This is a genomic window from Arthrobacter sp. MMS24-T111 (genome assembly GCF_054888995.1).
Genome location: NZ_JBTZRO010000001.1, coordinates 818,452 through 829,945, shown reverse-complemented (window position 1 = coordinate 829,945; position 11,494 = coordinate 818,452). Strand labels below are relative to the sequence as shown.

The 11,494-nt window shown below is 68.0% G+C and carries 12 protein-coding genes and 1 pseudogene; 8 read left to right on the top strand and 5 right to left on the bottom strand.

Features of this window, described 5'->3' with window-relative positions:
* Positions 1 to 11: 11 nt before the first annotated feature.
* Entirely contained in the window at positions 12 to 506 is a 495-nt protein-coding gene (locus tag ACX5I6_RS03725; protein ID WP_461839507.1) for an FBP domain-containing protein, read from the bottom strand.
* A gap of 388 nt (positions 507 to 894) precedes the next feature.
* On the opposite strand from ACX5I6_RS03725, the gene ACX5I6_RS03720 reads away from it, so the two are divergent.
* From ACX5I6_RS03720 to ACX5I6_RS03695, 6 genes and pseudogenes are all read left to right on the top strand, one after another.
* Positions 895 to 1,956, top strand: a complete 1,062-nt coding sequence (locus ACX5I6_RS03720; protein ID WP_461841666.1) for an iron-siderophore ABC transporter substrate-binding protein — start codon at positions 895 to 897, stop codon at positions 1,954 to 1,956.
* Between the two features lie 10 nt (positions 1,957 to 1,966).
* Positions 1,967 to 3,049 (top strand): FecCD family ABC transporter permease, encoded by a 1,083-nt coding sequence (locus ACX5I6_RS03715; RefSeq protein ID WP_461839506.1) that lies wholly within the window; start codon positions 1,967 to 1,969, stop codon positions 3,047 to 3,049.
* Positions 3,050 to 3,090: 41 nt separating this feature from the next.
* Positions 3,091 to 4,065 (top strand): FecCD family ABC transporter permease, encoded by a 975-nt coding sequence (locus ACX5I6_RS03710; protein WP_461841665.1) that lies wholly within the window; start codon positions 3,091 to 3,093, stop codon positions 4,063 to 4,065.
* Position 4,066: 1 nt separating this feature from the next.
* Positions 4,067 to 4,882 carry an ABC transporter ATP-binding protein gene (locus tag ACX5I6_RS03705; RefSeq protein ID WP_461839505.1) on the top strand — a complete coding sequence of 272 codons (816 nt, stop codon included), beginning with the start codon at positions 4,067 to 4,069 and terminating at the stop codon, positions 4,880 to 4,882.
* Positions 4,879 to 5,930, top strand: a pseudogene (locus ACX5I6_RS03700) (siderophore-interacting protein). Before ACX5I6_RS03705 ends, ACX5I6_RS03700 begins: the two are co-directional and overlap by 4 nt.
* A gap of 205 nt (positions 5,931 to 6,135) precedes the next feature.
* On the top strand, positions 6,136 to 6,978 hold the full coding sequence (locus tag ACX5I6_RS03695; protein WP_461839504.1) for an SGNH/GDSL hydrolase family protein: 843 nt from the start codon (positions 6,136 to 6,138) through the stop codon (positions 6,976 to 6,978).
* Here ACX5I6_RS03695 and ACX5I6_RS03690 read toward each other — a convergent pair.
* A complete protein-coding gene (locus ACX5I6_RS03690; protein ID WP_461839503.1) occupies positions 6,975 to 7,280 on the bottom strand; it encodes a YciI family protein in 306 nt (101 codons plus the stop codon). The two genes, ACX5I6_RS03695 and ACX5I6_RS03690, sit on opposite strands and share 4 nt — an antisense overlap.
* 59 nt (positions 7,281 to 7,339) lie before the next feature.
* Between ACX5I6_RS03690 and ACX5I6_RS03685 the strand changes: the two genes are divergently transcribed.
* Both ACX5I6_RS03685 and ACX5I6_RS03680 read left to right on the top strand, forming a co-directional pair.
* On the top strand, positions 7,340 to 7,825 hold the full coding sequence (locus ACX5I6_RS03685; protein WP_285244374.1) for a MarR family winged helix-turn-helix transcriptional regulator: 486 nt from the start codon (positions 7,340 to 7,342) through the stop codon (positions 7,823 to 7,825).
* A gap of 44 nt (positions 7,826 to 7,869) precedes the next feature.
* Entirely contained in the window at positions 7,870 to 8,631 is a 762-nt protein-coding gene (locus ACX5I6_RS03680) for an SGNH/GDSL hydrolase family protein (RefSeq protein WP_461839502.1), read from the top strand.
* Positions 8,632 to 8,656: 25 nt separating this feature from the next.
* Here ACX5I6_RS03680 and ACX5I6_RS03675 read toward each other — a convergent pair whose 3' ends face one another.
* Genes ACX5I6_RS03675 through ACX5I6_RS03665 form a run of 3 tightly spaced genes read right to left on the bottom strand, consistent with a single transcriptional unit; the run spans position 8,657 to position 11,353 of the window.
* Entirely contained in the window at positions 8,657 to 9,406 is a 750-nt protein-coding gene (locus ACX5I6_RS03675; protein WP_461841664.1) for an FAD:protein FMN transferase, read from the bottom strand.
* Between the two features lie 55 nt (positions 9,407 to 9,461).
* On the bottom strand, positions 9,462 to 10,004 hold the full coding sequence (locus tag ACX5I6_RS03670; protein ID WP_461839501.1) for an FMN-binding protein: 543 nt from the start codon (positions 10,002 to 10,004) through the stop codon (positions 9,462 to 9,464).
* The gene (locus ACX5I6_RS03665; RefSeq protein ID WP_461839500.1) at positions 10,001 to 11,353 is read right to left on the bottom strand and encodes a ferredoxin reductase family protein; all 1,353 of its coding nucleotides are present in this window, start codon (positions 11,351 to 11,353) and stop codon (positions 10,001 to 10,003) included. The genes ACX5I6_RS03670 and ACX5I6_RS03665 overlap by 4 nt, the downstream gene beginning before the upstream one ends.
* Positions 11,354 to 11,494: the final 141 nt, after the last annotated feature.

The window sequence follows — 11,494 nt, the reverse complement described above, 5'->3', positions numbered from 1 at the left end:
GACTGCGCCGGCTACTTCGACTGCACCCTGGCCAGGAACTGCGCCGTGCGGTCCTGCAGCCCCTGGATTTGGCGCTGCACGACGACGGCGGGGTCCGGGTTGATCTCGTTGGCCGGCGGTTCCCTCCGGACGTTGCCGCAGCAGACGAAGTCGGCGCAGATCAGGGTGCCGACCGTGTTGCCGTCGCGCCCCGACTGGCCCGAGCGCTTGGCGACCCAGAGCAGGACGTCCTCCTTGGAGAAGACGTCCCGGCAGAGTTCGCACAACACGGAACGGTTCTTCCGGACGCCTCCCTCGGGGGCCCGGAGCATGATTCCGGTGAGGCCTTTCGGACCGGGGACCACCAGGTAACCGCGCAGCGGCATCTTTCCGTCCCGCCAGCCCAGGAACTCCAGGCTGTCCCAGTCGAGGGAATCGAAGTTTTTGGGCAGCGTCAGTTTCGCCGCTTCCGAGCGGCTGGCGTTGACGAAGGATGAGCGGATTTGCTGGGGCGTGACTGATTGCATGGCTGAACTTTCGTAGCAGTGGGCGGCCCGGACCCGGGCCAAGGTAACAGGGGAGTCAGTCAGTCTCCGCGGAGCAGGCCAAAGCGGCCACCCCGCTCTCCATGGCAGCGGCGGCCGTGTCAGCCCTCTGCATGCGCATTTCCTGTTGTCCTGTCCGATGTTCAGCGTTTGTTCAGCGTTCCGGGCGGCTTCGGCCGGCCCGGCAAGGCCATCCTGCCAAATTGGGCGCCAACTGTCCAAGGATTGGCATCTGGATGTGGCGTTGGTCACCGAATTCGGATTAGGTGACAAAAATGTTGCGTAATGATGATTTACATAGGTTAGCCTTACTTAAGTTTTCATCCGCCCCCTTGAAGGAGCCCCGTGACGTCCCCCTTTCCCTGGTCCCCTGCCCACCCGCCGGAGCCTCTTCTCGTCCGCCGGCAAAGCGGGAGCCGTCCTCGCCGCAGCTGCGCTCACGCTCTCTGGCTGCTCAACCGGCCCCGCCTCCTCCGTAGCCGACGCCACCAGCGCCGGCGGCAGCACGGCGTTCCCGGTCACCATCGAGCACGTGTTCGGCAGTACCACCATCGAGAAGCAGCCCACCCGGGTGGCGACCGTTTCCTGGGTGAACGACGACGTCGCCATCGCGCTGGGCGTGGTGCCTGTCGGCGTCCCCAAAAACGAATGGGGCGGCAACAGTAAGGGCTCCACCCCGTGGAAGGATGCCGCCCTGGAACAACTGGGCGCCGGATTCGGTTCGGCCAAGGCACCGGTCCAGTACTCCGAAGCCGACGGCATCAACTTCACCGAGATCGCCAAGCTCAGCCCTGACGTCATCCTCGCCGCCTACTCGGGCCTCACCGAGGAGGACTACAAGAAGCTCAGCGAGATCGCCCCCGTGGTGGCCCACCCCCAGGTGGCGTACGGGACCTCCTGGCAGGACTCAACCACCATCATCGGCAAAGCCCTCGGCAAGGAAGCGCAGGCAGCACAACTGGTGGCGGACACCGAAGCCACCGTCAAGGACAAGGTCGCCAAGTACCCGCAGATCTCCGGCAAGAGCTTCATCTACGGCAACCTCGAGCCCGCCAAGGGTGACGGCGTGAACGTCTACACGGCCAACGACAACCGCCCCCGGTTCCTCACCGAAATCGGCATGACCCTGGCACCGGTGGTGGCAGAGAACTCCAAGGGCTCCAAGGAGTTCTACATCCCGTGGTCCGCGGAAAAGGCCAACGAGCTGGCCTCTGACATCTTCGTCACCTGGGTCCCCGACGCGTCCACCAAGGACGCCATCAAGGCCGACCCCCTGCTGGGCCAGATCCCCGCCATCAAGAACGGCGCCCTGGTGGCCGATTCGGACAACACCCTGACCCTTTCCATCTCGGCATCCTCGCCGCTGAGCCTGCCGTGGTCGCTGGACACCTTCCTGCCGCAGCTCGCCGGCGCAGCGGATGCAGTGAAGTAGGTCCAGCGCCATGAGTACGACGACGGCACGTCCCGCAGCGGACACCGGCGCCCGGGTGCCGGCCCGGGCGGCGGCCGCTCCCCTCCGCGGCAACGCCCCGGAAAGGAAGCGGGCCGCCTGGCTGGCTGCCGTCGTCGTCGTGCTGGTGCTCATGGCCGGGGCGTCGCTGGCGGTGGGTGCCCGGGATGTTCCGCTCGAGACGGTGTGGCAGGCGCTCGCAGCGTTCGATCCCGCGAACGGGGACCATGCCGTGGTCCAGGCGCGGATTCCGCGGACTGTCCTTGGCCTGCTGGCCGGGGGCGCCCTGGGGCTGGCCGGCGCGGCCATGCAGGGAGTTGCCCGCAACCCGCTGGCCGATCCCGGCATCATCGGTGTCAACGCCGGTGCAGCCCTGGCGGTGGTGACCGGCATCTACGTCTTCGGCGTAACCGGCCTTTCCGGCTACATCTGGTTCGCCTTCATCGGTGCCGCAACCGCCGCCGTCGTGGTGTATCTCATCGCCTCGCTGGGCCGGGAAGGCGCCACGCCGGTCAAGCTCGCGCTTGCGGGGGCTGCCCTGAGCGCCGGGCTCTCCTCCCTCATGAACGTCATCCTGGTCTCCAGCCAGGACACCCTGGACAGGTTCCGGTTCTGGCAGGTCGGCGGCATCGCCGGCAGGGACTGGTCCGTGCTGCTTCCCGGCCTGCCTTTCTTGGCTGCGGGCGCACTTATTGTGCTGCTGAGCGGCAGGATCCTCAACAGCCTGGCCCTGGGCGACGACACCGCCCGCGGGCTTGGGCAGCGTGTTGGCGCCGCCCGTGCCGTGACCGCACTGGGAATTGTCCTGCTGTGCGGCACGGCCACGGCTTTGGCGGGACCCATCGGCTTCGTGGGCCTGGTGGTGCCGCACGCCGTCCGTTTCCTCACCGGTCCGGACTACCGCTGGATCCTTCCCTTCTCCCTGGTGGCCGCTCCGGCGCTGCTGCTCGCGGCGGACATCATCGGGCGCGTGGTGCTGCTCCCGGGTGAGGTCCCGGCCGGCATCATGACCGCCCTCGTCGGCGCGCCGGTCTTCGTCTGGCTGATCCGCCGCGGGAAGGGAGCCGGGCTGTGAGGGTCCACCGGACTGCCGTGCTGGCCTCCGCCGTAGTGGTGATGTTCTTCGTGTCCGTCCTGCTGGGCAGCTACACGGTCACCGTCCCCGACTTCTTCACCATCGTCGCCAACCATCTCACCGGCGGCCCGAAGATTCCGGGCGCCAGCTTCATCGTGATGGAGAACAAGCTTCCGCACGCCGTCATCGGAACCATGATCGGAGTTGCGTTCGGACTGGCCGGCGCCCTCTTCCAGACGATGCTCCGGAACCCGCTGGCCAGCCCCGATGTCATAGGCATCAGCTCCGGGGCCAGTGCGGCGGCCGTTGTTGCCATCGTCGTTTTCGGCGCGTCCGGTGCCACGGTGTCCGGGGCGGCGTTGGCCGGTGCGCTCGCCGTGGCCGTCCTGATCCATGCGATCTCCGGCGGCAGGAACCGCGGGCCCGGCCGGGGAAACGCAGCCGGGAACCGCCTGGTCCTGGCCGGGGTAGGCATCGCCGCCGCCCTGCAGGCAGTGGTGAGTTTCCTGATGACCCGCGCCGATATCCGGACCGCCGCTGACGCCCTGGTCTGGCTGAACGGCTCGCTGAACTCCGCCAACTGGGACCGGGCCGGCGTCCTGTTCCTGGGGCTCGCGGTGCTGGTCCCCGCCGTCGTGGTCCTTGCCGGGCCGCTGCGCATCCTGGAACTGGGCGACGACGCCGCCGGCGGACTGGGACTCCGCGTCGCCGGCACCCGCCTGGCCCTCGTGGTCGTTGCGGTATCGCTCGCGGCGGTGGCGACGGCGGCGGCCGGGCCGGTCGCGTTTGTCGCCTTCCTGGCCGGGCCCATCGCCCGCCGCTTCACCGGCAAACCCGGCCTGCCGGCGTCGGCCCTGGTGGGTGCCCTGATTGTCCTCGCGGCGGACTACTTCGCCGCCAACCTCGCCCCGCTGCTGCTGGACGGCACCGTCCTGCCTGTGGGAGTGGTCACCGGCGCGCTCGGCGCCCCGTTCCTGCTGTGGCTCCTGGTCACAGCCAACAGAAAGGACGCCTGACGTGCCCGTCCTGGAAGCACACGGCCTGACACTGCAATACGACCAACGCTGCGTGGTGGACCGGCTCAGCATCCGGATCCCCGAAGGCAGGGTCACCATGATCGTTGGTGCGAACGCCTGCGGAAAGTCCACCCTGCTGCGCGGCCTGTCCCGGCTCCTCAAACCAGCAGCCGGAGCCGTGACCCTGGATGGCAAGGACATCCACGCCCGCCCGGCCCGCGAACTGGCCCGCACCCTTGGCCTGCTTCCCCAGCATCCCGCCGCCCCGGACGGAATCACCGTCCGCGACCTGGTGGGCCGCGGCCGCTACCCGCACCAAGGCCTGTTCCGCAGCTGGAGTGGCAACGATGAGGCCGCCGTGCAGCGCGCACTGGAAGCCACCGGGACGCTGGACCTGGCCGGGCGCCAAGTGGACGAACTCTCCGGTGGCCAGCGCCAGCGCGCCTGGATTGCCATGGCGCTGGCGCAGGAAACGGAGGTGCTGCTGCTGGACGAACCCACCACGTACCTCGACCTGGCGCACCAGGTGGAAGTCCTTGACCTGGTCACGGACCTGAACCGTACAAGGGGCACCACCGTGGCCATTGTCCTGCACGACCTCAACCTCGCCGCACGCTACGCGGACCACATCATCGCCATGAAGGAGGGCGGCGTAACGGCCGCAGGCACCCCCGCCGGCGTGGTGACCGAACACCTGGTCCGCGAGGTCTTCGGCCTCGAAAGCCGCGTCATCCCCGACCCCGTCTCCGGGACCCCGCTCATCATCCCCATCGGCCGCCACCACGCCACCGCCAACGAACTGGAGCCCGTCGCATGAAGACCCGCGAAACCGCCGCCACCCAGCCGATGAGCCTTGCCTTCGAGGTCAGCGTCACCGCGGTCCGCGACCTCAGCCCCAACTTCCGCAGGATCACCTTCGGCGGGTACTCGCTGCGCGGCTTCGGCGTCCACGGCGACACCCTTGACCTCCGGATCAAACTGCTGATCCCCTCGCTCGCCGCCGACGGTACCCACCTGCCGCTCCCGGCCTTCAACACCAGCCGGCCGGGCTGGTACCGGGACTGGCTTGCCATGGACCCGGCCGTCCGCGGCGCCATGCGGACCTACACCGTCCGGGAGGCCAGGCTGGACGCGGTGTACCCGGAGATCGACGTTGATTTCGCCCTGCACGGCAGTCACCGCGGGCTGCCCATGGACACCTCCGGTCCGGCCGCGAACTGGGCCGTGAACGCCAAACCGGGCGATTCCCTGACCATCATCGGCCCCAACAACCGCGCAGCGCACTGCGTCACCGCGGAAACCTACTCCGGTATCGAATGGCGTCCCGGGCTGGCCCAGCGCATCCTGCTCGCCGGCGACGAGACCGCCGTTCCCGCGATCTCCGCGATCCTGGAAACCCTTCCCCCTACATGAGCGGGCACGCGTTCGTCGAGGTCCAGCAGCCCGCGGACTTCCTGGAACTCAGCTCCCCGGCGGACATCGAGATCACCTGGCTGGCCCGCGGTGCCGCCATCGGCAGGTCCAGGCCGCACGGCCAGTTGCTGCAGGAGGCAGTGCGCCAGGCCGTCCCCGTGCCGGGCTGGGTGGGTATCACCGCGGACGACGGCGGCGCGGGGCCGGAGCCCGAAGACGTCAACGTCGACGTGGACATCCTTTGGGAAACGCCTGCCCGGATGGAAGCCGCCGCCATCACCGCCTCCAGGAATCCGCAGCTGCCCGCCGGCGCCATGCCCTTCTACGCCTGGATCGCCGGCGAAGCGGCCGCCATCCGCGACCTGCGCCGGTACCTGGTCCGCGAGGTAGGCATCGACCGGAAGCAGGTGGCGTTCATGGGCTACTGGCGGCAGGGCAAAGCCGAGGGCTGAGTCTTCCTGCGCCTGGGTGCGCCGGCGACACTATTTCGCCGTCGCTTAGACACCTTCCTTCGCTCCATTCGGCCGCGGGCGGCCTCTCTCCGCTCCGGTCGGCGATGCGCTCCTACGCGAAACAGCGTCGCCGGCTTAGAGCCTCTCCGTCACCCAAGCTTTACCTTGGCTTTCCCTGCGCTTTCTTTGTTGCGGCTAGGTTGGCGTGGTGCCCGAATCCTTGCTTCCTGACTCGGGGCGGCGGGTGTTTGTTGCCTTGGGGGACTCTTTCACCGAAGGGGTGGGGGACCGGGATGAGCGGCTGCCCAACGGGGTGCGGGGCTGGGCCGACCGTGTGGCCGAGAAACTGGCCAAGGCGCAGCCCGGCTGGAAGTACGCCAACCTGGCCATCAGGAGCAAGCGGCTCCGGCACATTATTGACGAACAATTGGAACCCGCGCTGCGGATGCGGCCCACGCTGATCACGCTCTACGCCGGCGGCAACGACATCCTGGACCTGAAGACGGACATGGCGGCGCTGATGGCGGACTACGAGCAATTCGTCGCCGCACTCGCAGGGACCGGGGCTACCGTGGTGCTCTTCACCGGATTCGACGTCAAGGTATCGGCGCTGCTGGAGCCGCTGAAGAAGCGCAACGCCTACTACAACCAGCGGGTCCGGGAGATCGCCGCGAAGCACGGGGCCCTGCTGGTGGATTACTGGTGCCTGGACGCCTTCCATGACCCGAGGATGTGGGACTCGGACCGGCTCCACATGTCCAAGGCCGGGCACAAATACCTTGCCGGCCAGGTGCTGGACCAGTTGGGCGTACCGCACAAGATCAAACGCAAGGACTGGGAACCGGCCGCACGGCTCAGCGTGCGCGAATGGGAGCAGCAGCAGCGGCGCTGGGTCCACGACTGGGTCCTGCCGCTGTTCGGCCGCAAGCTCCGCGGCGTCACGCTGGGGGACACGCTCACCCCGCGCTGGCCGGAGCCGGTGAAAGTCCCGCGCAAAGGGTTGAAGAAGCTTGCGGCGGAAACGTCCGACGACGGCCCGGCGCCTTAGCCGGCTTGGGCGGGCGGGCTGTCCAGCAGGTTTTCATACCCCGGTGCCACCCGGCCGGCATGGAACTCCAGCACCTCGAAATCGGCCACGCCATTGGAGTAGAACGGGTCCTGCGCCAGGCTGGCGTCGAGGGTGGCGCGGTCCGCCTGCGACAGCAACAATCCTCCGGTCCGCGGAATCTTGCGGCCCGCGGCGATGAACACGCCGTCGTCGAAGGCCTTTTGGAGCCAGGCGATGTGGGCGTCGTTATGGAAGTCGACGATCTCCTGGGGCACACGGTAGGTGAGGGAGACAACATACATGCGCCAAGCCTACCGGCGCCGCAACAGGCTACTTGAAAGATCAATCGTAGAATGGGGTCATGACCGAACCCCGATGGCTCAACGCAGACGAACGCCGTGCCTGGCTGGCGCTGGTGAGCATCAACACGCTGCTGCCTGCGGCACTTGACACCAGGCTGCACAGCGCGGGGAAGTTGTCCCTTTTCGACTACACCGTCCTGGCCATGCTCTCCGAAGCCGAGGACCGGTTCCTGCCCATGAGTGAGCTGGCCGCCCGCAGCAGCGCTTCCCTGTCCCGCCTCTCCCATGTGGTGACGAAGCTCCAAAAACGGGGCTGGGTGGAGCGCCGGCCGCACCCCCACGATGCGCGGGTCACCACGGCGCACCTCACCGAGGAAGGCATGGCGACCATTGTGGGGCTGGCGCCCCGCCACGTGGAGGATGTCCGGGACCTGTTCCTCGATGCCCTGACCGAACAGGACGTCCTGGACCTGGCGCGGATCGGCGAAAAAGTTGTCGGGCGGCTGGACACCGACCACTGGATCCTGCGCGAAACCAAGGGCTGAGCCGCCGATTGGTTGCTTCCGGCAACGGATGGCAAACTTACCGCATGGATTTCACTTCCCGGTTCGTGGCCCTGGGCGATTCTTTTACCGAGGGCGTCGGCGACGACGACCCCGCCCGCCCCAACGGTGTCCGCGGCTGGGCCGACCGCCTGGCCGAGCAACTGTGCGCTGCCGATCCCGGCTTCGGCTACGCCAACCTGGCCATCCGCGGCAGGAAGCTCCGCCAGATCCTGGCCGAGCAGGTGGACGCCGCCGTCGAACTCAAGCCCACACTGGTGAGCATCTACGCAGGTGCCAATGACATCCTCCGCCCGCGCGTGGACATCGACGAACTGCTGGTGGAGTACAACGACGCCGTCGGCAGGCTGGCTGCAACCGGCGCCACCGTGGTGATGTTCACCGGCTTCGATGCCCGGGGGTCAAAGGTCTTCGGCACCATGCGCGGCCGGACGGCTATCTATAACGAGCTGGTCCGCGGCATCGCGGGGGACCACGGTGCGCTGTTGGTGGATTACTGGCGCTTCAGCGAGTACTACGACTGGGGCATGTGGGCCCACGACCGGATGCACATGTCCGCTGCGGGCCACGCCAACATGGCCAAGCGTGTGCTCGAAGTCCTCAAATATGACCACTCCATCGACATCCCGCCCATGACGCCGGTCCCCGAACTCAGCGGCAGGGAGGCGCTCCGCGCCAACGCCCAATGGTTCCGGGAATATGCGGCCCCGTGGGTGGTCCGCCGGGTCACCGGCAAGTCGTCCGGGGACGACCTCCGGCCCAAGTACGCCCAGCTCACGCGTCTCTGACCCCCGCAGTGTCCGGCCGCCGTCCTCAGGCGTGCCGGAACGCCGGAGTGGCCAGCATCGAGCCGTCGGCGCGGATCGCCAATACGGCAACATCCCAGGTGTCAGCGGCCAGGTTCAGCATGGGCGTACCGCCGGAAACGATTGCGGTGGCCAGCACATCGGCGGTGACGATGTCCGCCGCGGCCACGGTGACCTGGACGAATTCCGTCCCGCCGCCCAGCCGCCAGATGTGCTCGCCCCGCTCGGCGGAACCTGAGGTTGCAAGGGCTGCGTGCTGGCCGCCCGCCCCAAGCGCATACCCGGTGACCAGCGTGCGGCGGTCCGCCGGATCCACAATCCCGGCCTTCCAGGGCTCCGTGCTGCCGGGCCGGGGCGAGCCGCCCACCAGGACGTCGCCGCCGGCGTTGAGGCACCAGTCGCGCCGGCCCAGGGCCAGGAGCGAGGGCCCGGCCTCGCGGATTGCGTGGCCTTTGACGAGGCCGGACAGATCAAGGACGCCGTCGGGCCTCTCGGGGGTAAAAGCGCCTTCCGTGCGCAGCCGCCATTCGTGCGCTTCCGCGTACCGTTCCCGCATCTGCGCAGAGGCCGTCCGCAGCGTCAGTTCCCCGCGGGCCAGCCGGCTGGCTTCGGAGTCCGGGCGGTACAGGCTGAAGGTTTCGTCGAGTTCCCGGAAAAGGCGTTCGACGACGGCGGTGGCGGCGGCGAGCTCGTCAAGCCGAGGCTGCCCTTCCGCGGCCATTCCGACGGGCATGGTCAGGCTGATGACCGTACCCATGCACTCGAAGGTGCGGGCTTTCAGGGCCGGGGTGCCGGTTTGCGCCGGCAACGGGCTAGAGGTGCGCTGCATCGATCGCTGCCTGGAGTGAGGTGAGGTAGGCGTTGCTGGTGACGGTGGCGCCGCTGATGGTCTTGATGCCGGCCGACTGGGCAGCCAGCGCCTCGCTGCGGAGCAGGGGGGCTGCACGGTTGCTGATCTGGATTGACTTGCCGTCGGTGTTGGTCAGTTGGAGGGCCGTGACATCCGTGATCTTGCCGTTCGCCACCGTGATCTGGACCTGCACGGGGCCGAACCTGGTCTGCACAGTGGTGCCCTTGTAGGTGCCGGAGGCGGTAGAACCCGACGAACCGGACGAGCTTGAGGAGCCGGTCGTCCCCGACGTGCTGGACGAGCCTGTTGTGCCGGAGGAACCCGAAGCGGTGGAGGAACCCGTCCCGGATGCGCCGGTGCTGGTGCCGGTGGCACCCGTGGTGCCTGTCGCCGTCGTGCCTGTAGCGACTGTGCTGATGCCTGATACCTGCGTGCCGGCCTGCCAGCCCGCCAGGAGAATCCCTGCGGAGGCAAAGGCGGCAGCGGCGAGTCCGCGTATTTTCACCAGTCAAACCTTTCGTGATGGATCTGGTCCTCGCGGACGCCGGCCTTCGCGGCGTCCGCTATGACGTTGGCCGCCCAGGTGGCCGGTCCGCAGACGTAGACGTCTGCGTCCTTGATGTCCGGGACGTAGGAGGTGAGGCTGTAGCCGTTGCGCACGGCGTCCTCGGGGAGCCAGGTGGAGCGGCCGTGGGACCGCGGCCCGGTGAGGTGGAAGAGCCTGACCCCGCGTTCCTGGCAGAGCTCCAGGATTTCGCCGCTGAGGTAGAGCTCCTGCTCCGTGTGGCCGCGGAGTAGGACGCTCGCCTCCCCGGGGCCGAACGGCGTGGTTTCCAGCAGCGCGCGCAGCGGCGTGATGCCGATGCCGGCACCGATCATGACCACTTTGTTCTTGGTGCGGGCAGCGGTGCTGAGCAGGCCGTACGGTCCCTCCAGCGCTACTTTGGTTCCTTTCCGGAGCCGGAGGAGCCCGGCCGATCCGTCGCCGAGGTTGCGGACGGTGATCCGCATGGTTCCCTGGCCGTCGGGGCCAGTGAAGACGGGCTCGGCAGAGAGGCTGAACGGGTGCGGATGCCACCACATTCCCGGGGCCAGGAACCGCCAGATGAAGAAGCGTCCGCCGGTCCCCGCCAGCTGGTCCAGCTGCCGGCCGCGCATGACGATGTTCACGACGCCGGGCGCCACGGACTCGACCTTGGCCACAGTGAGCTGGTGCCGGAAGGTGGCCAGGACCGGTTCCAGGATGCGGAAGTACACCAGGGCCGTTCCGGTGGAGATGCAGATAGCCAGCCAATACCAGCGCTGCCAGGTCCCCGCGGCGAACAACCCGCCAACGCTGAACTGGTGAGGGATTGAGGTGGCGACGGCGGCATACGTCAGCAGGTGCGCCACGTACCAGAACTCGTACGGGAAGCGGCGCCGGACGGCTACCAGGGACGTCACCACCACGGCGATAAACAGGGCCATGGAAACGAACGCCAGCCACATATCGGGCACCTGCACCCAGAGGTTGATGGACTCGGTGACAGGGTCGAGTCCCTCCGCCATGCCGTACCCGATGGCGATCAGGATGCCGTGGGCCAGGAGCAGGTAGAGGGAGGGCTTGCCCAGCTTGCCGTGGAATTCCAGGGCGCGGTCGTGGCCGATGGTCCGGTCAATGAAGGGGATCCTTGCGGCCAGGAGCAGCATGAGCAGGACCAGGTCCATACCCGCCAGTCCGGCCACGATCCCGCCCGCGGTGAACAGCCCCGCGGGCGAGGTGATGTTCGAAGCCCCGCCGTCCGCCAGCCAGAGGGCAATTGCCGCGGCAACGGAGGCCCAGGCAATCACGGTCAGGAGGTCGGTGCGCAGCATGCGCTGCCTATGCTGGCGGGCGAACCGGCCGCGGCCGGGCCTTGGTGTGGACAGGGAAGGACGCTCCGGACGGCCGGAGCTTGCTTGCGGCCGGTGTTGTCGGCAGGACTGCGTGTTCATGCATCCAAGATTGCTTTGGGA